The organism is Methanomicrobiales archaeon HGW-Methanomicrobiales-1, from assembly GCA_002839675.1.
In the GTDB taxonomy this organism is placed as follows: Archaea; Halobacteriota; Methanomicrobia; order Methanomicrobiales; family Methanospirillaceae; genus Methanoregula.
On the sequence record PGYM01000001.1, the window covers coordinates 642,778 to 664,945 of the forward strand.

General features: G+C 48.2%; 22 protein-coding genes. 11 read left to right on the forward strand and 11 right to left on the reverse strand.

Annotated features, from left to right (window positions below; translation table 11 throughout):
* Positions 1–76 precede the first annotated feature (76 nt).
* The 4 genes from CVV30_03390 (at position 77) to CVV30_03405 (ending at position 2,702) form a co-directional block, all read left to right on the forward strand.
* Positions 77–847, forward strand: a complete 771-nt coding sequence (locus CVV30_03390) for a hypothetical protein (GenBank protein PKL70414.1) — start codon at positions 77–79, stop codon at positions 845–847.
* Between the two features lie 79 nt (positions 848–926).
* Positions 927–1,631, forward strand: a complete 705-nt coding sequence (locus CVV30_03395) for a hypothetical protein (protein PKL70415.1) — start codon at positions 927–929, stop codon at positions 1,629–1,631.
* Positions 1,632–1,677: 46 nt separating this feature from the next.
* Positions 1,678–2,163, forward strand: coding sequence for an N-acetyltransferase (locus CVV30_03400; GenBank protein PKL70416.1), 486 nt, complete (start codon positions 1,678–1,680; stop codon positions 2,161–2,163).
* Positions 2,160–2,702 (forward strand): cysteine hydrolase, encoded by a 543-nt coding sequence (locus CVV30_03405; GenBank protein ID PKL70417.1) that lies wholly within the window; start codon positions 2,160–2,162, stop codon positions 2,700–2,702. Before CVV30_03400 ends, CVV30_03405 begins: the two co-directional genes overlap by 4 nt.
* A gap of 51 nt (positions 2,703–2,753) precedes the next feature.
* Here the strand turns inward: CVV30_03405 and ade are convergent, their stop codons facing one another.
* From ade to CVV30_03445, 8 genes are all read right to left on the reverse strand, one after another.
* A complete protein-coding gene (gene ade / locus CVV30_03410; protein ID PKL70418.1) occupies positions 2,754–4,421 on the reverse strand; it encodes an adenine deaminase in 1,668 nt (555 codons plus the stop codon).
* On the reverse strand, positions 4,418–4,624 hold the full coding sequence (locus CVV30_03415) for a hypothetical protein (protein ID PKL70419.1): 207 nt from the start codon (positions 4,622–4,624) through the stop codon (positions 4,418–4,420). The genes ade and CVV30_03415 overlap by 4 nt, the downstream gene beginning before the upstream one ends.
* A 327-nt stretch (positions 4,625–4,951) precedes the next feature.
* Positions 4,952–5,407, reverse strand: coding sequence for a chemotaxis protein CheW (locus tag CVV30_03420; GenBank protein ID PKL70950.1), 456 nt, complete (start codon positions 5,405–5,407; stop codon positions 4,952–4,954).
* 141 nt (positions 5,408–5,548) lie between these two features.
* Positions 5,549–7,201 carry a methyl-accepting chemotaxis protein gene (locus CVV30_03425; protein ID PKL70420.1) on the reverse strand — a complete coding sequence of 551 codons (1,653 nt, stop codon included), beginning with the start codon at positions 7,199–7,201 and terminating at the stop codon, positions 5,549–5,551.
* Between the two features lie 140 nt (positions 7,202–7,341).
* Complete coding sequence (locus CVV30_03430; protein PKL70421.1) at positions 7,342–7,908, reverse strand: chemotaxis protein CheW; 567 nt, start codon at positions 7,906–7,908, stop codon at positions 7,342–7,344.
* 12 nt (positions 7,909–7,920) lie between these two features.
* On the reverse strand, positions 7,921–10,515 hold the full coding sequence (locus CVV30_03435) for a methyl-accepting chemotaxis protein (protein ID PKL70422.1): 2,595 nt from the start codon (positions 10,513–10,515) through the stop codon (positions 7,921–7,923).
* Positions 10,516–10,607: 92 nt separating this feature from the next.
* Positions 10,608–11,177: a chemotaxis protein CheW gene (locus CVV30_03440; protein PKL70423.1), complete on the reverse strand. Its 570-nt coding sequence runs from the start codon at positions 11,175–11,177 to the stop codon at positions 10,608–10,610.
* A gap of 18 nt (positions 11,178–11,195) precedes the next feature.
* Entirely contained in the window at positions 11,196–12,590 is a 1,395-nt protein-coding gene (locus CVV30_03445; GenBank protein PKL70951.1) for a hypothetical protein, read from the reverse strand.
* Positions 12,591–13,615: 1,025 nt separating this feature from the next.
* Here CVV30_03445 and CVV30_03450 point away from each other — a divergent pair.
* The 3 genes from CVV30_03450 (at position 13,616) to CVV30_03460 (ending at position 16,689) form a co-directional block, all read left to right on the forward strand.
* Positions 13,616–15,274, forward strand: coding sequence for a hypothetical protein (locus tag CVV30_03450; GenBank protein ID PKL70424.1), 1,659 nt, complete (start codon positions 13,616–13,618; stop codon positions 15,272–15,274).
* Between the two features lie 91 nt (positions 15,275–15,365).
* On the forward strand, positions 15,366–15,836 hold the full coding sequence (locus tag CVV30_03455; protein PKL70425.1) for a chemotaxis protein CheW: 471 nt from the start codon (positions 15,366–15,368) through the stop codon (positions 15,834–15,836).
* Positions 15,837–15,858: 22 nt separating this feature from the next.
* Positions 15,859–16,689 carry a chemotaxis protein CheR gene (locus CVV30_03460; protein ID PKL70426.1) on the forward strand — a complete coding sequence of 277 codons (831 nt, stop codon included), beginning with the start codon at positions 15,859–15,861 and terminating at the stop codon, positions 16,687–16,689.
* Here CVV30_03460 and CVV30_03465 read toward each other — a convergent pair.
* Positions 16,686–16,952: a hypothetical protein gene (locus CVV30_03465; GenBank protein ID PKL70427.1), complete on the reverse strand. Its 267-nt coding sequence runs from the start codon at positions 16,950–16,952 to the stop codon at positions 16,686–16,688. The two genes, CVV30_03460 and CVV30_03465, sit on opposite strands and share 4 nt — an antisense overlap.
* A 156-nt stretch (positions 16,953–17,108) precedes the next feature.
* Here CVV30_03465 and CVV30_03470 point away from each other — a divergent pair, with 156 nt between their 5' ends.
* From CVV30_03470 to CVV30_03485, 4 genes are all read left to right on the forward strand, one after another.
* Entirely contained in the window at positions 17,109–17,756 is a 648-nt protein-coding gene (locus CVV30_03470) for a hypothetical protein (GenBank protein ID PKL70428.1), read from the forward strand.
* A gap of 169 nt (positions 17,757–17,925) precedes the next feature.
* Complete coding sequence (locus CVV30_03475) at positions 17,926–18,876, forward strand: aldolase (protein PKL70429.1); 951 nt, start codon at positions 17,926–17,928, stop codon at positions 18,874–18,876.
* A 343-nt stretch (positions 18,877–19,219) separates the two neighbouring features.
* A complete protein-coding gene (locus tag CVV30_03480; GenBank protein ID PKL70430.1) occupies positions 19,220–20,185 on the forward strand; it encodes a uridine kinase in 966 nt (321 codons plus the stop codon).
* A gap of 169 nt (positions 20,186–20,354) precedes the next feature.
* Positions 20,355–21,395, forward strand: a complete 1,041-nt coding sequence (locus CVV30_03485) for a 6-phosphofructokinase (protein ID PKL70431.1) — start codon at positions 20,355–20,357, stop codon at positions 21,393–21,395.
* Positions 21,396–21,494: 99 nt separating this feature from the next.
* Here the strand turns inward: CVV30_03485 and CVV30_03490 are convergent, their stop codons facing one another.
* A complete protein-coding gene (locus CVV30_03490; protein ID PKL70952.1) occupies positions 21,495–21,683 on the reverse strand; it encodes a hypothetical protein in 189 nt (62 codons plus the stop codon).
* 29 nt (positions 21,684–21,712) lie between these two features.
* The gene (locus tag CVV30_03495; GenBank protein PKL70953.1) at positions 21,713–21,964 is read right to left on the reverse strand and encodes a hypothetical protein; all 252 of its coding nucleotides are present in this window, start codon (positions 21,962–21,964) and stop codon (positions 21,713–21,715) included.
* Positions 21,965–22,168 lie beyond the last annotated feature (204 nt).

Below are 22,168 nucleotides of genomic sequence, written 5' to 3' on the forward strand. Positions count from 1 at the left end.
CCTCATGACTCGCATATCCACAACTCTTCTCCTGATTATTGCCATAGCCTGCATAGTTCTTGTGGCCGGGTGCACTTTGCCGTTCGATCAGACCAACCAGTCCGGAAATGCAACTGCCGCAATACAACCGCTCCCGGCCAGTTACAAAGTGACGATAGCCCAGCCGGATGAACGATCCCGGTTCCTCCACATGGATACCGATGTGTACAACCAGGGTGAGGTTGTTGAATTTTTTATTGCTGATGATAATGGCAGAATGCCTTCCTGTGCAAACGATACCCCGGCATTTTCCGTAAAATTCCAGAAAGGCAATGGTGCCTGGGCAACCAAAATGGAGATCGGCACTCCCCCGGGAACCAATGAATCCTACCCGGGGACCGGAAAAACCTCCCCCCGGTACGGGTTTGTCACTACCGGCTTTGAACCTAACCGCTACCGCATTGTATCGGATTGCGGGATATCCCGGGAATTCATTGTCAGGGTCCTGCCCACACTGGAGCCAACAATCTGCCCCGATATTGTCAATGAACCATTGTGGGTTCGCATAAACCCAATTGACGAGCAGTATGCCGGCAATAAATTTTCCATCACCGGGACAACAAACCGTGCTGCGGGTGAAGAACTCAAATACCTGGTATTTCCCGGCGGAATGCTGCCAAAAAACCTGACCGCAGGAAATGAAAAACCTTTGTCGCTATGGGCATCGGGGGGTGCGTGCGGAGAGAATACCTGGTCAGTTGATCTCGATATGACCATTCCCCAGGAGTATTTTTTCATGATCTCGGCGGGTTCCCAGAATGCCACGGCAATCCAGCGTTTTAACGTTTTCCCGATCCCCCCGCCATAACCCGCAATCCTTTTACCTAAGGCCCCGGGGGATAACTCCATGAAGATGGCCGGCAAAAATGGTGTGAGCAGCGTCATCCATGATCCTGAAAATATTCACCCTTACTCTTGAACCAGCGAAACCGGTGCAATTCTCCCTCACTGAATTCCGGTCATATCTCACCGGGAAACTCGGTGAATATACTGCGCTTCACAAAGAGAGTACAGCCGGGTTCATTCATCGTTACCCGGTGGTCCAGTGCAAACAGATCCGGAATTCGTTGATTGTCATGGGTATCAGCCAGGGGGCAGATTTCCTTTTTCTGCTCGGAGAGGGACGGAAAGAAATTTCGAACGGCAACACTGCCTGCACGATCCTTGAGCGTGATGCCTCTGTCAGGACCGAAGAGTTTGGGATCTCCGGCACAACCTTCACGTATGAGTTCCTGACGCCGTGGCTTGCCCTGAACCAGCAGAATGCAAAGAAGTTTTATGATCTCAAAGGCAAGCCGGACCGGGATGCATTCATGCACAGGATCCTTGTCGGAAATCTCGAAACGCTGGCAAAATCCCTTGATTATAAAGCGCCTGTTCCTATCAGTTGCGAGGCAAAGCTAAAGTTCCGGATAGACCGGATCGATCGGGAAAATGTCATCGTCTTTTTAGGGAAGTTCCGGACGAATCTGCGGATCCCGGATTATTTCGGCATCGGCCAGTCCGTGTCGCAGGGATTTGGCACAATACGGTGTATCCCGGACATTCCTGTACCGGAAGACGAGGGGGACGCACCCCCGGATTCAGGGTAAAAAACATTTATGCAATAATCTGTCGATATATTTTCACGTTATACTCATGATTGCCCTGAGGAAATTTACTGATGAAGATATTCCCGGTATAAAATCCTGGCCTCCTTATCCTCCGGAGTTTTCCGAGCTGGATTACTCCCTGCGGGATGGTGGCTGGCTTGATGAGTACCGCACAAAAGCCGGTACGAATATTTTCGTGGTAACGGATCCGAGCGGGTTAGCGGGTTTTTCCATAATTACCAAAGAGGATACCGGCATAGCAGAATTCCGGATAGCCCTTCACCCTGACAATCTTGGCAAGGGAATAGGAAAGACCGCGACGCTCCTCACGCTTCAGCAGGGTTTTTCGGACCCTGATATTACCCGAATCCGGTTAATCGTGCGGAAGAATAATCCGCGTGCCAGGAAATTGTATGAAACTCTCCGGTTCAGACATACCGGTGAATGCATTTCGGTGGTCAATGGAAAGAATGTGGAATTTTTCACTATGGTGATTGACAGAAAAACATTTTTTACGGTGGATAAAACATGAAAGAAGCTTTACTCGTAATTGACGTCCAGAACGAATATTTTACCGGGAAACTTCCCGTTACGTTTCCTGAGCGAAGTTTTGAAAAAATTCTTCTGGCAATGGATCATGCCAGCGTAGCGCACATGCCGGTTATCGTCATCCAGCACACAAATCCTGCACCGGAATCGCCAACATTCCGGAAGGGAACGATGGGATGGGAACTTCACGATGAGATCAAACGGCGACATGCTGATGTCATCATCGAGAAAAACCTGCCCGGAAGTTTTACCGGGACAAATCTCGGCGACTGGTTAAAGGAGAAGGGCATCTCGATCGTAACTATTGCCGGCTACATGACCCAGATGTGCTGCGATACGACCTCACGGCAGGCATTTCATCGCGGGTACACCGTGAACTTCCTGTCGGATGCAACCGGAACCCTCGGGATCACCAACAATGCAGGAACGGTGACTGGTGAGGAACTGCACCGAGCGATTCTTGTTACCCAGGCGATGCGCTTCTCGCGGGTCCTGACAACTGCTGAATGGATCCGGCAGTGATGACACCGGCCGGATCGTGTACAGAGGCCGCAGGTTTTTGTTTTAATCCGCTTATTTCCCGGAAAAAAACAATGGCACATCCCTGAACTCATTTACATCGAACACACCTCGGTCCGTGATACGCAGCGAGGGAATTACGGTTAATGAGAGGAATGAAAGGTACATGAACGGATCGTCAATGCCGCCCATTTTTCTTGTGACCGCATGGAGTTTCTCCAGGCGGGACGCAACCTCCGGGTAGGGCAGTGTTGACATAAGCCCGCCACAGTCAAGCGGGAGTCTGACTTCCTGTTCTCCGGCAATTGCGACCATGCCGCCGTTCATATGTATCACGGCATCAATTGCCCGCAGGATTTCTGCATCGCTGCAACCGACCGCGATCAGGTTGTGTGCATCATGGGCAACACTGGATGTGATTGCACCCTGACTGAACTTAAATCCCTGGACAAGGCCGACCCCACAGGCACCGGTTCCGTACCGGTTGCAGACCACTACTTTGAGTATGTCGTTTTCAGTGCGGGCATGTTCATTGATGGGGACCTTGAGAGAATCCGTTACGATCTGGTGCGGCACAATCCCGATAACCCGTGCCGTGCCGTTGCCATGAATCCTGATTGCATCCGCGGAAGGAACCGTGCACCGGAAAGCTGGTGGCAACGTGGGTCCCTGGACTGGCATCGAATCTGCCAGAACTTTTCCGGCAACAAATACCTTTAGTACCGTAAATTTCTGCGGGTCATCAATGATGCAGAAATCCGCCCGGCATCCGGGTGCAAGTGCGCCGCGATCCGTAAGCCTGAACCGTTCTGCTGCGGAGAGCGTGGCCATACGGATCGCCAGTTCCGGTGCTACGCCGCAGGCAATGGCCTTTCGTATGCAACGATCGATGTGCCCGTCTGCCATCAGCAGGTCAACATGGCAGTCATCGGTGGCAAAGCAGCAGCGGGGAGCGGTGACTGGCGTGATAAGGGAGGCGAGTTCTTCGATATTGTGTTCTGTCGAACCTTCCCGGATATAGATATACATCCCTTTTTTCAGTTTTTCTTCCGCCTCGTCCCGGCGGGTGCATTCATGGTCGCTCTGGAGTCCGGCAAGAATATAGGCATTCAGGTCTTTTCCCGAAAGCAGGGGGGCGTGGCCATCGCGGACAGTGAAAAGTTCCAGTTTCTTTCCAATCCCGGGATCTGCGCCAAGAACACCGGGAAAGTTCATCACCTCGCCAAGCCCTGAAACCCCCTCACGATCTTTAAACCGTGCGAGATCGGCAGCGTCCAGGACTGCCCCGCCGACATCCATTGGTGTTGCCGGCACGCAGGAAGGCAGCATATACCGGATATCTACGGGAAGCCCTGCCCGGTGGGCCAGCATCCAGTCAATACCGGCAATACCTGCTACATTGGCAATCTCATGGGGATCTGCAACAACGGTTGCTGTCCCGTGCTGCGCCACCAGCCTTGTGTATTCTCCGGGAGTGAGCAGCGAGCTTTCGATATGGACATGGGCATCGATCAATCCGGGAACAATGTACCTGTCGGCAAGATCGTACTCAGTTTTCCCGGTATAATCCCCGATGCCAAGGATAATCCCGTCTTTTACGGCAAGGGTTCCTTCATCCCACGTGCAGGTGAACGGGTTGAAGAGCTTTGCGTTTTTAAATACTGCATCCGCAGGTGCATTGCCCCGGGCTGCATTGATTGTGTCCAGAGAAAAAACTGTCATGATGGTTGCACTACGATATCCTTGATTATGGCGGATTTTCGTTTTCCGTTCTGTACCAGGTAAATTGAGCGTTTGTAACTGCCGGGTTCAAGCAGAGCCGGCAGGAACAATTCATTGTCACCTTTTTTTAAGGTAACCGGAGCATTGACGACAGTGTCCTCGGTCAGGTGAAGATCCCTGATCTGGTAGATGGTCACCTGCATTCGTGCATCAACAACATCCCGACTGCTTGTCAACCTGACCGATATCCCCCCACAGTGGTAACGGGTTTCATTGTTCGCCGGAGAAGTGTAGCCGGAACTTACAACGAGCGGTGTGCAGAGAAGAAGTAATAATCCATGCAGCCCGTTCATGATCCAATGGTAAAACTGCAAGCTTAAAAACGATATGGTTTCCCTTCATAAACGGCCCGTGTGAAAAAAAGTTACAGGGCTATTTTTTTAAAAATAAAAAAAAGGTTTTTTTCTGTGCTGCTTCCATTCAGCACAGATTTCATGGAAAAAATTTTCCCGGTTCAGGCAACCGTCTTTTTAGCAGATATCTTTGAGCAGGTACTTGATATCAATCCAGATGATAAGATCATTCTTCTCAAGATCCTTATCCCTGACTTTCTTTTTGATGATACCGAGAATCGCCGCATCCTCATGATTGTCAGCTGCCGATGTCTTGTCGATATCACTCATATCGAATGTAGAAACCGATAATACATCGTCAACCATAATCCCGGTCTTTGCGTTTGTAATCTTCTCATCGAGTACAATGATCCGGCAGTTCTCTTCCGGTATCGTTGATCCAGCGTTGATGTGAAGCCGCTCTTTCAGGTCGATGATTGTGGTGATTTCACCGCGGAGATCGATAATGCCTTTCATATAGGAGGCAGTGTTTGGGAGCTTGGTGACGGTCGTGTACTCCACAACCTCTTTGACATCGAAAAGATCGATAGCATATCGTTCGTTTCCGAGCAGGAACTCGACGATCTGCAGCATCCCTTTTTCATGTTTTCCCGCTTGTGCCTCCTTTTTGGATTGGGTATTATCGATACAATCTGGGCCTGCAGTAACAGGGGAAGAAAGGATCTTCTCTTCATCTGCCGGCTTTGTAGATTTTGCCATGCCATACCTCCCGAATCAGCACTTGAACCGGGATACTTCTTTGGATACATTGTCTACAACGGTATTGACATTGCCGACAACCCGTGTAATCTGGTCAATTGCTGCACTGGATTCTTCGGATGCAGCTGCAGAGTCCATGGCCTCTTTGGAACTGTTGTTGATCAATGTCATAACTTCGCTTACACTGGCTGCAACCTCTTCTATGGATGCTGCCTGCTCTTCTGCCGCTGCCGCTACTTCGCTTACATGCTGGCTGATCTTATCAATTGATTCGGCGATCTTGCTGAAACTTGCGATAGTTTCCCCGAGTGCACGGCTCCCTTCATTGACTCCTGAGTTTGCTGCTGATACAGCATCGACTGCACTGTTTGTCTGGGCCTGGAGTTTATCGATCATGCCGGCGATGCGCTCTGCGGATGAACGTGATTCAACAGCAAGCGACTTGACCTCGGTTGCCACTACAGCAAATCCCCGTCCTGCATCTCCTGCCCGTGCTGCCTCAATAGCTGCGTTGAGTGCTAGCAGGTTGGTCTGGTTTGCAAGATCCGTAATCAGGTCGACAATCTCGCTGATCTGATCCATCTGGCCTTTGATCCCGGTAATGATCAGATTTACATCGTTAGAGGATTTGGTTATGCCCTGCATACCGCCTTCGGTTTTCTTTGCAAGTTCCATCCCTTCACGGCTGTAATTTGTCGATTGCGTAGTGAGCTGGGCCACTGATTCGGATTTCGTGGCAACTTCCTGGATTGCCCGGGAAAGATCATCCATTGCCTGCTGCACTTGTCCAATACCCTGGGCGGACTTTTCCGTATTTACACTGACTGCGGTAGCGTTCTTTGCAATCTGGTTTGCCCCGGCTGAAATCTCCTGGACACTGGCATTTGCCTCTTCAGCATTTGCTGCAAGATTTGTTACCTGCTGGTTAACACCCTGCATTGCTTTTGATACTTCAGTACCTATGCTGTCCAGGGAATTTTTGAAGTTCTTGTAATCCCCTCTCGTTTTCACCGATTCATCGAACCGGGCGGTGAAGTCACCGGTCGCGTACTCGTGTGAGACCCGCATGCCTTCATTAAGCGGAAGCATGACGCTGTCAAACGTCTTGTTGATACCGGCAATAATCTCCCAGTACCCACCCTTGAATTTTTCAGCATCTCCGCGGACGGAAAGTTTTCCTTCTACTGCGGCAATCGAGAGTTTATTCGATTCAGCTATAAGGCCTCTCAACGTATCGATGGTCTTTTTAAGGGCAGGAACGATCTCATCCTTGTCATCCCGGATTTTGAGTTCACGGGAGAGGTCACCATCGGCAATCATCTTCATGGTGCCGACAACATATTTCTGGAGATCTTCAGAGAATTTGTCCATCTCTTCAGCCATCGCACCAATCTCATCCTTGCGGTTGAGTTTGATTCGATCGCCGAGGTGACCTTTGTGAATCTCGCCAATGTTCTTTGTCACCCGCTGAACGGGTTCTGCGATGCTCTGGGTAAGGAGGATCCCCATGCCAATTGCACCAATAAAACCGATGATACTTAACAGGACTACAGTTCCTGCACTGTACATAGTGAATTCAACGAACGCTACGATAGCAAAGATCAGTCCGATTACAAGAAATGATCCGGTGATCTTTTTTCCGAGAGGAAGGTTGTCAATAAATTCCATGGTATCTTGCCTGAATGGGTAATTTTTGTGTGTTTTTTTGAAGTTTGGAAGTTTTTTTGTTTATCTGGATAAAGAATGATAGAAATTTTAATCCGGTGGATCAGGGGCGTGTCCCCATCACTTCCGCCGGTTTGGCCGATCTAGACATTTTTTTCGATATGGCTGAGTGTTTCCCGGATATCTATCCAGATGACCAGTTCATGCACGGAGTTATCCTTGTCCTTTGCACGCTTTTTGATGATACCGAGAATCGCGGCATCATCGCCGGCCCCGGCCGTTGATGCAGCGTCTACATCACATTTTTCAAAGGTGGAGACGGCCAGTACATCATCGACCAGGATGCCGGTCTTTGCCCCGGTCAGTTTTTCATCGAGGACAATAATCCTGCCCGTCTCATCGGATTGTTCCGGTTCGCGGGGGATGTGGAGTCGCTCCTTGAGATCGATGATCGTGGTAATTTCACCACGAAGATCAATGATTCCTTTCATGTAGGGAAGGGTGTTGGGAAGTTTGGTGATTGTGGTATACTCTACCACTTCCCGCACATCGAAGAGATCGATTGCAAAGTGCTCTTTTCCCAGGAGGAATTCCAGTACCTGGAATGAATCCTGCTGCCGTGCAATACCAGTGCTCCCGTTAGACAACGGCGGTGTAACCGTTCCCGCAGTTTCGTGGGATTTTACTGATCCTGTGCTGTCAGCGGTCATTTTTCCCCCTCCTTACTTGAAATTGTTAATCTCCTTTTTGACATTCTCGACAACTTCGGAAACATTGCCAATGACTTTACTGATCTGCTCGATTGCCGCAGAGGACTCTTCACTTGCTGCCGCGGCATCAGTGGATTCCTTTGCCGTGTTCTGCATAAGTTCATTAACCTCGTTAACGCTGGCAGTGATCTCTTCAACAGAGGCTGCCTGCTCTTCTGTAGCGGATGCGACATCGCCCACATTGTGGGTAATCTGGTCAATGGAGCCTGCAATCTTTGAGAAACTTGCAACCGTTTCCTGTAGTGCGAGACTGCCTTCCTTGACCCCGGCGTTGGCTGCGGAGACCGCATCAACCGCATGCTGGGTCTGGCTCTGCAGGTTCTCAATCATACCCGAGATACGTTCTGCGGATGCACGGGATTCGACTGCAAGTGATTTGACTTCGGTTGCGACAACGGCAAACCCGCGTCCTGCATCGCCAGCCCGGGCAGCCTCAATCGCTGCATTCAATGCGAGCAGATTTGTCTGGTTAGCCAGGTCGGTGATGAGGTTTACGATCTCGCTGATCTTGTCCATCTGGCCCTTAATATCAAGGATGATGACATTCACGTCATTTGAGGATTTGGTAATGCCCTGCATGCCCTGCTCGGTCTTCCGTGCGAGTGCCATGCCTTCCTTGCTGTAATCATCGGTGTCGTGGACAATCTGTGCCGTGGCTTCAGCCCGGGTTGCAACATCCTGGATGGTACGCGACAGGTCTTCCATGGCTTTCTGTACCTGGATAATACCCTCCATGGATTTTTCCACGTTCACGCTGACGGCGGTTGCATTCTTTGCTACCTGTCCGGCACCGGCAGAGACCTCTTCAACATTTGCGTTTGCCTCTTCCGTACCACGCGAGATCCTGGTCATCTCGTTGTTGATCATCGCGAGTGCATCTTCAATTCTCTTCTGTGCCTGGCGGGCAGCATCCTTAACATCGGTCAGGTCAGTGAAGAATTCCATTGATCCGATGACCGTTCCTTTGGTATCCTTAATCGGAACGCCGGTATATGCGATATCATACGTGCGTCCTTTCGGATTTGCCTGTGTCTCGGAAGTGGCCATCTGTCCAGACTGCATGCACTGGCCGGATGCGCATTTCTGCGAACGGCAGTCCGGTGTCTTGAAGTGATCGAAGCACTTTGCGCCGATCATGTCCTTTACGGTTACACCGGCCATGGTGGCTGATGCCTTGTTGGCGTAGAGGATCGAGAACTCCTTGTTGATGATGAATGCCGGGACGGGAATCGTGTCAAGGTGACCCACTACGGCATTGATCGTGTTGTTAAGGCCGGTGATCATAGTGGCGTATTCGCCCTTGAACTTGCCACTGTCACCCCGTGAGGTGAGTTTTCCCTCAACAGCCGCATTGCTAATCGCGGTAATTTCATTGCTGAACTGCTGGATGTTATTGACCACGCCGCTAAATGCTTCTGAAACTTCGCCGATCTCGTCGCCGCCGCTGACCATCCGTGCGTTGGAGTCGATCTCCTTTGCCGCATCGGATATTTCACCGTTCATTACCTTACGGCCAAGATTGACAAGGTCTCCCATTCTCTGGGCGATTGACTTGCCAAAGATTGTTGCAATAGCAGCACCTGCACCAATGCTGATGATCAGGATGATGATAATCGCATTTCTCAGGCTGTCAACGGGACCGCTGAAGTCCGACGGATCAACATGGGATGCAATGATCCAGCCCGTGGGTGCATAATAGGTGTAATAGGTTACTACTTCCTTGCCGTTTTCATTATAGGCAATACGAGCATTTTTGGTGGATACTGCTGCAGTGTTTGCCATTATCTTCTTGGCAAAATCTGCGTCAGCAACGCTGGTACCCTGTGCAACCGGTGAGACCAGCAGGGTGCCCTTGGTGTCCATAACATAGAGATAGCCGTTCGTACCGATTTCTGTATCCAGGATCTGTTGCTTCAACGGACCATAGACGGTATCTTCGGGGACACCTACAAAGAGGATACCAATAATGTCTCCTTTTGTATTCTTAATCGGATCGTAAACGGTTACATATTTTTTACCAAGTACATCGGCAGTCCCATAAAATGTCTGGCCTTTGTTGATGACGGTATCATATACTGCATCTGAGACCGGGGTGCCAATGGCACGTTTTCCGTCAGCGCCGACAATGTTTGTTGAGACGCGGATTGCCTGGCTGCCTATTTTCTGGAAGACGGTAGCCTTGCTGCCCATGTCCTTTTCTATGGAGTCGACAATCTGGAAGTTGTCATTGACAACCTGGCCCCCATATGCGATCTTGTCTCCTACAAGAGCAGGGGCTCCGTTCGCGGTGAACCTGCTTTTTAAGAGGTTTAAATCCCCGTTCAGTTTGTCCTTCGAGAGATCATAGGAATTGGATGTCATTCCCCGGAAATCGCTGATCTGCGTGTTCAGGGTCATGTCGAGCTGGTCGTTGATCGCGTTGCTTGCCGTGATGTAGGCAACGGTTCCGAGCAGAAGGGTCGGGACTATAACAAGTACAAGACATATGATCAGGATTTTCGTCCCGATCTTCATGCGGTTGAATTTTTCTGTCATTTCTTCAAACATTATTTACATCTCCTGTTGTTTCAGTGTGAATTTTATTTTTTTATGGTGAACAATCGTTGTTAAAGGAAATTGAAGAATTTGAAAAAAACCCATCATCCTTCTCCTATATCCCTGAGCAGATGCCGGATATCGATCCAGATGATCAGCTCGTGACGCTCGTGCTCCTTTTCCTTGATCTTCTTTTTGATGATACCAAGGATTGCAGCATCTTCGCGGGCACCGGATGCCGATGTAGAATCAATGTCTCCGCGCTCGAACGTCGAAACGGCGAGCACATCATCAACCATGATACCGGTCTTTGCCTTGGTGATCTTTTCATCGAGGACAATAATCCGGCTGTTCTCTTCAGGGATATCCGATTTTTCAAGAATGTTGAGTCGCTCCTTGAGATCAATGATCGTGGTGATTTCTCCACGAAGATCGATGATCCCTTTCATGTAGGAAGGTGTGTTGGGAAGCTTGGTGATGGAGGTGTACTCCACCACTTCCCGCACATCGAAGAGGTCAACTGCGTAATGTTCTTTTCCCAGAAGGAACTCCACAACCTGGAGTTTGCCTTTCTGGTGTTGATCTTTTTTTGTTTCCGCCAGTTCTGCCGGGGGAACACTGCCCGATAGGGAGGGGGTGTGTTTTACCTCTTTTTCACCTGCTGTTTTTGCCATGGGACTGTTCCTCCGTAATCATACCCTGAACCGTGACACTTCTTTTGTCACCTTGTCAACGATGGAATTCACGTTTGCTACCACTTTGGTGATCTGGTCGATTGCCGCGCTGGACTCTTCGCTTGCTGCAGCCGCGTCAGTTGCCTCCCTCGTGGTGTTCTGCATCAGTCCGCCGACTTCATTGACGCTTGCCGTAACTTCCTCAACCGATGCAGCCTGTTCTTCTGCCGCAGCAGCAACATCGCTGACATTTCGGCTGATCTGATCGATTGAAGCGACAATCTTGCTGAAGCTGGTGAGTGTTTCGTGGAGGGCTTCACTGCCTTCCCGGACTCCGTTATTTGATGCGGTGACTGCATCGACTGCGCTCATGGTCTGTTTCTGGAGGTTGTCGATCATCTCCGATATCCGCTCAGCGGAAGCACGGGACTCAACGGCAAGGGACTTGACTTCAGTTGCTACAACTGCAAATCCGCGTCCTGCATCACCGGCCCGGGCTGCTTCAATTGCCGCGTTCAGTGCGAGCAGGTTCGTCTGGTTTGCAAGGTCCGTGATCAGGTTGACGATCTCGCTGATCTTGTCCATCTGGCCTTTGATATCTCCAATGATCTGGTTCACATCATTCGATGATTTGGTGATTCCCTGCATACCCTGTTCGGTCTTCTGGGCAAGTTCCATACCTTCCCTGCTGAAGTCCGTTGTATCCTGGACTATCTTTGCCACAGCCTCGGATTTTGTTGCTACATCCTGGATGGTGCGGGAGAGATCTTCCATTGCTTTCTGCACCTGTTCGATGCCCAGTGTCGCCTTCTCGGCATTATTGCTGACCCCGCTTGCATTCTTCGCAACCTGGGCAGAACCGGCGGAGACTTCTTCGACACTGGCATTTGCCTCTTCTGCGCTTGCAGCAAGGTTACCGACCTGCTGGTTAATTGCTGTCAGCGATTTCGAGACTTCGATGCCGATGTTGTCCAATGCCTGTTTGAATTTGACAAAGTCCCCCTGCACATTGAGTTTCTCATCAAAGCGGGCGGTAAAGTTGCCCTCCGCATATTCATCGGATACCCGCATTGCTTCATTGACAGGACCGACTACGGAATCAAGGGTCTTGTTGACGCCGGCAATAATCTCCCAGTACCCGCCTTTGAACTTGTCCGCATTTCCCCTTTTGGAAAGCTGACCTGCAACCGCTGTTTTTGAAAGCATATTTGCTTCTTCGACAAGCGATTTGAGCGATGAATTTATTGTGTTCAGTGCGGGAGATACCTCATCTTTCTCGTCCTGGACCCTGCAGGTTACCGAAAGATCACCCTCGGCAATCTTTTTCATACTGCCTACAACAAATTTCTGGAGGCCGATTGCATAGGAATCCATCACCCGGGCCAAATCGCCGATCTCATCTTTCCTCGTCATGTTCAGGCGCGTGCTGACAATTCCTTTGCTGAGCCGGCGGAAGTTGCCCGATACGTCTGCTAATGGAGTGGTGATACTGCGGCCGATAAAGAGAGTAACTGATGCGATGACAATTATTGCAGCGATCCCGGTCAGCATCAGCAGTAATGTTGCTGTGGAAATCGCACCCATGGCATTGGTCTCTGTCTGTTTATTGCGGGTGTTTGCCAACTGAACCGAATTATCGATTGCCGCACGGTGTGCCTCATACTCCGGCTGCATAAGAGTTCGAATAATGGTTTTTGATTTGGTTGAATCCCCGGCACGGATCGCCGGAATAAGTTGTGAATCTCTGATGGTGTAGAATTTTTCTGCAGAATTATATGAGGTTACGGTCAGGGCAGTTTTCAACTCCCCTTCGGGCAGGTTTTTTACCCAGTATAAATGCCGGTCTTCATAATCTGCTTTCAGCTGAGTTCCCTGGCTGATTAATTTCTCTATAGTGGCCTGATCTGCTTTCTTATCAACTGCATCTATCATTTGAAAGGCATTCAGGTCTGATTCAATAATATACTCCGGCGGTGGAAGAATGTCTGCGACCAGGTCTTTGCCCTCTCCAATATCTTTGTTTGATTGTAATGCAGTTCCTAAGCTGCTATAGGCAATCATGCCAAATATCGCAAAGCCGATTATCACGACAATGATTACCCCAATCAGTTTTTTCCCAATTTTCATATCGTCGATGAAACTCATAATCACACACATCTCCATTTGTTAATTCTACACCGGCACTGTGGTGCACCGATTTCCTGTTATTGTTGAGTTTACAATCATGTGCACCCACGGGGGCACACCCAAAACCCTCATTACTTGTGCTCATCAAAGGGGCTAGGGTAACATAGACGTTCATCATCAATGGTATATAAATGTTAGGCTTTTGCTCATCAAAAGCAATGTTTAATACTGTTGAGCAATAATGATGAATACTTACTGGGTGACAGGACCGCTATGAATACACAAAATAGTATATACAGGACGTAGGTACCATGGTGCGAGAGGTAGAAATTAACCGGATTACTCAATTGCTTGCGGAAAACCCGGCAGGCCTGACTATAGAGCAGGTCTCCCGCCAGCTCGCAATTAACCGGACCACTGCAGCAAAGTACCTTAACTTCTTAATCGCATCCGGGAAAATTGAGAAACGCAATCTCGGTCCTGCAAAAATCTTTACCCTGTCGCCCCGCATACCGCTCTCCCATTTCCTGAATCTCTGGCAGGATGGGATCATCATTCTTGATAATAATCTCCTGATCCAGCAGGTGAACGATCCTATACTTGCCCTTCTGTCCCTGAAGCGTGAGGATCTTGTTGGCATGCAGATCGACAAGTCCCCCATGGCGGTAATGCTTACCCCTCAAGGTATGAATCATCTGCAGAAAGCGCGTGAAGGTCACGAACAGTTACATGTTGTTCAGTTCATGGTCCAGGATCAGGCACAACATTTCCGCGTGAAGATGATACCCCTTGTTCTTGACCATGGAGAGCAGGGACTCGGGATAATCTTTGAACAGGTTCCCCATGTACCGGAAACATCCCCGGAACCCGATCCGGTAAAAGAGACTGATACCGGGAAGATATTGGAAAAGGATGAGTTCGAACGCAGGATATCCGAACACCGGAAGATCGAAAAGGCACTCATTGAATCCGAAGCCAAGTACCGGGCACTTGTGGAGAATATCACAGAAGTTATCTTCACGCTCAATGATCAGAACCAGATCACCTATGTCAGCCCGGCAATAACGAACCTGTCAGGAAACGATCCGTCTGTATTTCTTGGGCATCCCATCCAGGAATTTGTCTATAATGAAGATATTGTTCCCTTTGAAAAAGGTCTTGAACGAAATCGCCGCGGTATCTTTGAACCGTTTGAATTCCGTTTCCTGACAAAGGACCGGGCGGTGCGCTGGGTTCAGGTATCCGGAAAAACCCTCCCGGGAAAAGAGGCAGGCATCGGATATCATGGCGTCATTGCTGATATTCATGAGCGCAAACGCATGGAAGATGCGCTTCGTCATGCAAACAAACAGATTATCCTCTTAACCAGTATCACGCGGCATGATATTCTCAATGATATTACGAAGATGCGGTTATCTCTGGATCTTGCGAAAAATGAAACAAGGGACGAAAAACTCCTCCGCTTCTTTGAACAACAGGAAACAATCATCGCCTCTATACAACACCAGATTAACTTTACCCGGGATTATCAGAGTATTGGCATCCGTCCTCCCCAGTGGAAGGACATCGCAGAACGGTTCCATACCGCAGTTGCATCGGTCCCGCTTGGAAAAATCTCGGTCTCCGTAGATATTAAAAATACTGAGGTCTTTGCCGATAATTTAATTGAACGTGTATTTTCGAACCTTATTGAAAACACGCTCGAACATGGCGTCAAGACAACGACTATCAGGTTTTTTTCCGAACCGCAGGGCAGGGACCTGATCCTGGTCTATGAAGACGACGGTGTTGGTATACCCGTAGATGAAAAAGAGCTGGTTTTTGAACATACCCGCAGGGGACGCATAAGTTACGGGCTGTTTTTCTCCCGGGAAGTGCTCGCGATTACGGGTCTTACTATTACAGAAACCGGGCAAACCGGTAAAGGAGCACGGTTTGAGATCCTGGTACCTGAAGGGATGTACCGGTAAGGAGGAATGGTGGTCAAATGTGCCAGAGTAACAGTAAAATAACAAATCCAGAATGGCAGGAGAAAATGACTGATGAGCAGGAGGGCAGATAATGGCAGATGAAGGAGAAGTTTTGGAATTTACCCTGGGTACTGAGCATTATGCACTCGATATAACCCCGGTTCGTGAGATCGTTGAAATGACACCTATCACGGTTATTCCCCGTGCCCCCGGACACATTACCGGGGTAATCAACCTGCGCGGGGAGATTGTCAATATTCTCAATCTTAACTCGTTCCTCAAGTTACCCAACCAGCCGATTACTGAATCACAGAAAATTATTGTATTCATGGCAGATGCAGCAAAAGGCAACAATGTTGGTGTAATCGTCGATAATGTCAGTAGTGTTACTGAAATTTCTGCAGCCCAGGTTGATTTAATGACTGAAGGGATTGCCGGGAATGAATCAAGATATATCAAGGGGATTATCAACACCCGCACCGATGATGGAGAGAATGCTGGAAAGGGATTGATCATCTGGCTGGATATACAAAAAATGTTTAACGATATAGAAAATACTTAATCCTCATCAGGGAACTACCATTATGGAAGAGTCGGCAACTGAATTTAATCAATTAAAACGGCATGTTGAGCAGCTGCTCAAAATCCAGTGCTCAAATTATAAGGAAGATTATATCAAAAGACGTTTTTTGTCCCGTATGCGTTCAACGAATTCGGCAACTTACGCAGATTACCTGCGGTATCTCAAAGCACATCCTGCGGAAAATGAGCCTTTACGCAATGCACTCACGATCAATGTAACTGAATTTTTCCGGGACAAGGAGGTTTTTGATGAGATTAAGAACACGGTTCTTCCTGCTCTCTTCCAGCTGAGGAAACGTATCTCCATCTGGTGTGCCGGCAGTTCGACCGGTGAAGAACCCTATTCCCTTGCCATTATCCTGTACGACATACTTTCCACTCATAAGGACTGGTCCGGTCATATCATCGCTACCGATATCGATGAAGTTGTTCTGGGAAAGGCAAAAGCAGGAATTTTTGAAGAAAAAGCTATCGCCAAATTAAATACCCTGCAGATCCAGCGCCATTTTACCAAACGACCGGATGGCACCTATGAAGCCAAGCAGCACTTAAAAGACCTGATCCGGTTCCGGCCTCACGATCTTATGAGCGGTGTCCCTCCTGCTCGGTACAATGATCTTATCACCTGCCGCAATGTTACGATCTACTTTACGGAAAAACAGAAAGATGATCTTGCGCGTACCTTCCACTCAGCGCTCATTACTGATGGCTATTACATCATGGGTAAGACAGAATATCTCGGGCGCCAGGTTGAGGACCTGTTTGTATCAAAGAATACAGCCCAGAAAATTTTTATGAAAAAGGAGAAAACCGCGCCACCAAGGGCCGGTTAATGTTTTTGCCGGTCGTCCCGTTCCAGTTCCTCACCACGAATGAAATCCTTGGTGAGTTCAGATTGTATTTGTTTGCGGGACGCGTGCAGCTTGATCTGGGAAAACACCACGTAGAAATTGACCCCGACAATCACAATGACAAGCATCAGGCTCACCCAGAGCATGATACCCTGCGCAGAGAGAAATGCAGCCCAGAGTAAAACAACAAACGAAATAAGATAGAATATAACCCACGTCTGAAGTCCCGGCAGTTCCATACTCATCAGTTATTCGCCGAATGCATAAAAAATATCTGTGACATTTTATGGTGCGTTCGTCAACTATGGAACAGCCATTCAAACAGTACCGGGCTTTTAAGTTTTGATAATTATCAGGTTAATACCGCCATCATTTTTATAGACCCTCACCCAGTACTTTGTGTGGAAAAAGGCGATATTCTTACCCTTTTTGGGGGTCTTCTCATCGTGCTCGTCATAGCAGTAGTTGCAAATCCCCAATACTTAACCTCCATTAAAAGTGTTGGTGTGAAGGTAACCCCCACCCCTATCCCGGTTCCGGTTCCAACGGTTATTCACCAGACCCCGGTTACCCCTGTCTATATCGAACCGACCCCTACTCCAATACCCGCGGATGCACCGCCGTATCAGATCTTCTATACTGATAAACCGTTCACGTACCCGGTCTTCAAACTCCCCGAGAACATGGAGACATTCGGGGGATCGGATATTATTGCGCGGAACCGGGAGATGGTTCCGTTTGCATTTGTGAATGAAAAACGAGGGGGCCTGACTCAGGTATTCTCTGTACCTTATCCTGTTTGGATACTCAATACCACCGTTACTGCAAATCTAACTCCGCAATATGGCAGGTTCCGCATGGCACTCTGCTATGCAGATAATGGCTCTATCATTGAAGGAGAAGAGATCTTTAACCGTGGTTCTTCGTACCGTGTTGTTCAGACATCCAACACTGATATGTATATGATTATCAGTACAGCATATATCGATGGTTATTATATTAGTCTTGAAACCCCCAGGGATTATTACGATCTCTACCGGCTCCGGTAGTGCCTCGTAAAATCAATATTTTTACCTATTGCCGCCCGGACGCAAAATCTTCGTATCCTTTTTGCCGATGATCTGAAGCTCAGGCTGGATACTGATATAAGGGAAATGATTATTAGTCCCCAATGAGGAATAGGAAGATAATCTTCGGTTTTTCTAAGGATGTTTTACGATGTATACCATTACCCTGATCTCCACTGATGAAAACGAGCGCCTGATGGAACTCTATAGTCCCAAGGTCCTCTATGAGATCAAATCGGAAATATATGGATGCTGTATCAAACTCCTCTCAGATGATCATAGCGTAAAGGAAACCTGGCAGGAGAATTTTTACCCCATGTCCCAGAATATCCGGTCACATGGCAGGCTTTTTGTATTCAAAGATTCTTCCTGCGCTCCGGACTCGGTGTTTTTCGATCCGCATTCCCGGTCAGCGTACCTGATAAATTTCAATTATTATGGCTGGATAAAATCCATTGCCCTCAGTCTTGCCGGGGATATCCTGGAAGATGAACATAACATCTATTCTGTGCACGGCGCCTGCATAGATTTAGACGGGAAAGGTCTCTGCCTGATCGGGAATTCCGGAGCAGGTAAAACAACCCAGACGTACGGGCTCTTAAAAGATCCCCATACCCGGATTGTATCGGACGACTGGTTCTTTTCACGAGTATATGGGCCGGACATCCTTGCCTATGGATCGGAAAAAAATTTCTATATCCGGAAGGATCTCGCAACCGTATGGAAGGAATACAACGGGCTTGTTCCGGAGAGTGATTTTGATAAGGAAGGCAGGGCTGTTGCAGACCTGCGGTGGGTGATTGGAAAAGGACGAATTCTTCCCATGACTACCTTAAAGATGATGATTATCCTCAAAAGGGATCCGGAAGATTCCAACGAGGCCCGCTCACTGCTTCCGGAGGATGGCCTTGAGTTATTCGAGGAAAATAACTATTTCAATCCGCACATTCTCGTCAATAATTCTTATAAAAAACATATACGGAAACGCTATATTACCAATCTCCTTGAACGGACTGCCGTTTATCTCGTGAACACGACAAATACAGCGCAGGCAACCCAGAGACTGATACGTTCACTGGCAAACGTTCCACAAACCCCGTGAAGAATAATCACATTATCCGTAGTGATGTTGGCACGAGCAATTCACCGGAATTAGAAGGTTATGGGTTAATTCCGGAGGACATGGTTTTGTCCCATCCACTTCATGCTTAATGTTTTCTATCGTTGGAAAAAATGATTAGTTATCAGAGCGGTCATTTTTTTCTCATACGCATATATGTACAGTCCCGATTCGAAACAGGGAATTAGAAAAATTTATCTTTTCTCGTGAGGCTCCTTTGCTTACCGAAATCGCATCTGAATCGGTAAGTGTTGAAATAGCACTGAAATCCAAACGGAACTCCCGGATTGTTTTTACCTGATACATGACTATAGAGGAATTACGCATGCATCATCCGAACTTTAAAGAGAAAATAGCAGCATCGCCGTGTATCTTTACCATCGGGGTTGCAGGGGACAGCGGTTCAGGAAAGACTACGTTTACGCAAGGTGTGCGGAACATTTTTGGCAATGATCTCGTCTCGACTATTACTCTTGATGATTACCATAGTCTGGACCGTGACGGGCGGAAGGAGCAGGGCATCACGGCTTTGAACCCCAGGGCAAACCGTATTGGGCAACTTGAGCAGGATCTCATCTCCCTCAAACGAGGGGTTCCGGTTGAAAAGCCATCCTACAACCATGCCACGGGCACATTTGATCCTCCCGCTGTTTTTAGGCCTAAGAAAATTCTCATACTGGAGGGACTTCACACGCTGTTCACCCCCACTTTGCGAAAATATCTTGATTTCACTCTTTTTGTGGATCCGGCAAAATCAGTGAAATATGACTGGAAGATCCTACGGGATGTAAAACAGCGGGGGTATTCTCATGACACCGTCATAAAAGAGATTGCCGAACGGGAACCGGAGTATGAACGTTACATCGCCCCTCAAAAGGAGTACGCGGATGCCGTGATCGGTATCGATTATTCCCGGTACGGGCAGCAGTTAGGAAAAGAGCGGAATGTGTACAAGGTCACCCTCTCCCAGGACCGGATGAAGCAGAGCATCGAAAATATCGATCTTTCTTTGGACCTGTATTCCATCCTCTCGTTATCTGATCGGAATTTCTCTTTGGAGTTTGTAACAAATGAGCAGGATGGTCACAGGATGGGTAACCTTATTATTGATGGGGAACTGAGCGAACATGTGGTGAAAAAGCTTGAGCATAGTATTGAGGAACAGACCCGGGTTCATCCGATCTCCATCTTCAAACAACGGAACTATGTGACCGCTGGAGATCTTGCCCAGCTGATTCTTTGCTGGCGCATTATTCACCGTCGGATTTTCATAGAAACCTGCCGGTATTAATACAGCATTGTATACCCGCATCCAAAAATGGAATAAACGGTGAATCAAAAGAAACGTTTTGGATGCCCTCATGAAAAAGGCACTGCCCCAAAAATTTGTTTAATGTGCCTTCTGATAACCATTCTGATATATCGAGGCTGGGAACTATGAACTCAGGAAGTGACAAGGAATGAAAACCATCGGAGTCCTTACCGGGGGTGGTGATTGTCCCGGGCTTAATGCGGTGATCCGTGCTGTTGTGAGAGCGGGAATAAAATATGAATTTGAAACGCTTGGCATCCAAAACGGGTGGCAGGGTCTCATTGATGGCAATGTCGAGCCACTTACCGATTTCTCTGTATCAGGTATCCTGCCTAAAGGGGGAACAATTCTCGGCACCTCCCGCACAGACCCGCTGAAAAATACATCGGATTTCCAGAAGATCAAAGCCAACATAAAAAAATACGGCATTCATGCACTGGTAGTCATTGGTGGTGACGGGACACTATCGGCTGCCCGGGACGTAGCAAAGCTGGGGATTCCTGTTGTGGGAATTCCCAAAACGATTGATAATGATATCAGCGGAACCGATATGACAGTTGGTTTTGATACTGCGGTTGCCACGGTAACTGAAGCGATCGATAGACTTCATACTACTGCTGAATCACACCACCGGATTATTGTTGTTGAAGTAATGGGTCGAAATGTCGGCTGGATCGCTGTTACCGCAGGGATAGCCGGAGGAGCTGATGAGATCCTTATTCCCGAAGTGCACTTTACCCTTGAGGGGGTCTGTAAAAAATTAAAAGGCCGTTATGAAGCGGGCAAAAAATTTTCGATCGTGGTGATTGCAGAAGGGGCTCATGAGGAAGATCTTGTTTTATCCACAGTTCCTGAGAATGAACGGAATGAATGCGGTCATGAGAAGTTTGTTGGTGTCGGTAATATCCTGGGAAAAGAACTTGAACGGCGGATGGGAATTGAAACAAGGGTTACCATACTCGGGCATGTCCAGCGAGGTGGATCGCCAACTGCATTTGATCGAGTCCTTGCCACGCGGTTTGGTGTTGCTGCAATCCAACTCGTGCATGCCGGGGATTTCGGGAAGATGGTTGCCCTGCAGGGAAACAGGATAGTAAGCATCCCTCTTGAAACAGCGGTTAACCCGCTAAAAACGGTTGACCCTGATTTCTATGAACTGGCAATGACCGTAATCGGGGGTCGGAAATAATCCATCCCCATCACCCTCAAGAAGTCCTGCCCTTGAAACCAATCTTTATGGGCCGTTTTAATGGATCTCTGCCATGACCTTATGTCAGAACAGGAAAAATTAGAGTTTTTCCACAGTGATCCGGATTCGGTCACCTGCTTTTAAATTGTGGCCCTTTGGAATGTCAATGTTGTACCAGAGAGCGTTCGGTGTCTCCTGCGTGGGATCCTGTGACATCAGGCAATCCTTGTGGTCGTTAATATCTGCCACAAATTCTATATCAGATTCGAATTCCAGAACTTTAGCCATGATAAAAAGAGTGAGAATAATGGATGGATTCAGCACGCCCTTGGCGTGACCATCCATGTTGTACTGTTCGAATAGCTCCACCGTATGATGTCCAGTTCCTTACAGTTGTCTGCAAGGATCGCCATGTTGGTTCCTACCTCTTTGGGTGATAAACCAAGGTCTTTGGCAATGTATTTCGATTTGAAATAGTGCTTGCCCAAGGTTATACCTGAATTGAGGTACTGGACGATCTTGTGCTGGGTCTCATTATACGTTTCACGTAACTTTTTGGTAGTTGACATGTTGTGCCTCAGCATTAGAAACTCATATAATTTAACTACTATATATACATATCTGATTTTGAGGTCAAATATTCGGTCTTTTTTCCTTTACTACACCATAATTCAGACCAGAAAGAATTTACCGGGCGCTCCGGTCGAGCGGTTTTTAAAATTAAAGATTTCCGGGCATGTTTCAACTTTTACGGCGATATTTAAGCAAAATTG

Excerpts from the sequence above, each read along its gene's own strand:
- CVV30_03395 (PKL70415.1), top strand. The coding sequence starts at position 927 with ATGATCCTGAAAATATTCACCCTTACTCTTGAACCAGCGAAACCGGTG.
- CVV30_03400 (PKL70416.1), top strand. The coding sequence starts at position 1,678 with ATGATTGCCCTGAGGAAATTTACTGATGAAGATATTCCCGGTATAAAA.
- CVV30_03405 (PKL70417.1), top strand. The coding sequence starts at position 2,160 with ATGAAAGAAGCTTTACTCGTAATTGACGTCCAGAACGAATATTTTACC.
- ade (PKL70418.1), bottom strand. The coding sequence starts at position 4,421 with ATGACAGTTTTTTCTCTGGACACAATCAATGCAGCCCGGGGCAATGCA.
- CVV30_03415 (PKL70419.1), bottom strand. The coding sequence starts at position 4,624 with ATGCAGGTGACCATCTACCAGATCAGGGATCTTCACCTGACCGAGGAC.
- CVV30_03420 (PKL70950.1), bottom strand. The coding sequence starts at position 5,407 with ATGCTGCAGATCGTCGAGTTCCTGCTCGGAAACGAACGATATGCTATC.
- CVV30_03425 (PKL70420.1), bottom strand. The coding sequence starts at position 7,201 with ATGGAATTTATTGACAACCTTCCTCTCGGAAAAAAGATCACCGGATCA.
- CVV30_03430 (PKL70421.1), bottom strand. The coding sequence starts at position 7,908 with ATGACCGCTGACAGCACAGGATCAGTAAAATCCCACGAAACTGCGGGA.
- CVV30_03435 (PKL70422.1), bottom strand. The coding sequence starts at position 10,515 with ATGTTTGAAGAAATGACAGAAAAATTCAACCGCATGAAGATCGGGACG.
- CVV30_03440 (PKL70423.1), bottom strand. The coding sequence starts at position 11,177 with ATGGCAAAAACAGCAGGTGAAAAAGAGGTAAAACACACCCCCTCCCTA.
- CVV30_03445 (PKL70951.1), bottom strand. The coding sequence starts at position 12,590 with ATGACGAGGAAAGATGAGATCGGCGATTTGGCCCGGGTGATGGATTCC.
- CVV30_03450 (PKL70424.1), top strand. The coding sequence starts at position 13,616 with ATGGTGCGAGAGGTAGAAATTAACCGGATTACTCAATTGCTTGCGGAA.
- CVV30_03455 (PKL70425.1), top strand. The coding sequence starts at position 15,366 with ATGGCAGATGAAGGAGAAGTTTTGGAATTTACCCTGGGTACTGAGCAT.
- CVV30_03460 (PKL70426.1), top strand. The coding sequence starts at position 15,859 with ATGGAAGAGTCGGCAACTGAATTTAATCAATTAAAACGGCATGTTGAG.
- CVV30_03465 (PKL70427.1), bottom strand. The coding sequence starts at position 16,952 with ATGAGTATGGAACTGCCGGGACTTCAGACGTGGGTTATATTCTATCTT.
- CVV30_03475 (PKL70429.1), top strand. The coding sequence starts at position 17,926 with ATGTATACCATTACCCTGATCTCCACTGATGAAAACGAGCGCCTGATG.
- CVV30_03480 (PKL70430.1), top strand. The coding sequence starts at position 19,220 with ATGCATCATCCGAACTTTAAAGAGAAAATAGCAGCATCGCCGTGTATC.
- CVV30_03485 (PKL70431.1), top strand. The coding sequence starts at position 20,355 with ATGAAAACCATCGGAGTCCTTACCGGGGGTGGTGATTGTCCCGGGCTT.
- CVV30_03490 (PKL70952.1), bottom strand. The coding sequence starts at position 21,683 with ATGGCTAAAGTTCTGGAATTCGAATCTGATATAGAATTTGTGGCAGAT.
- CVV30_03495 (PKL70953.1), bottom strand. The coding sequence starts at position 21,964 with ATGTCAACTACCAAAAAGTTACGTGAAACGTATAATGAGACCCAGCAC.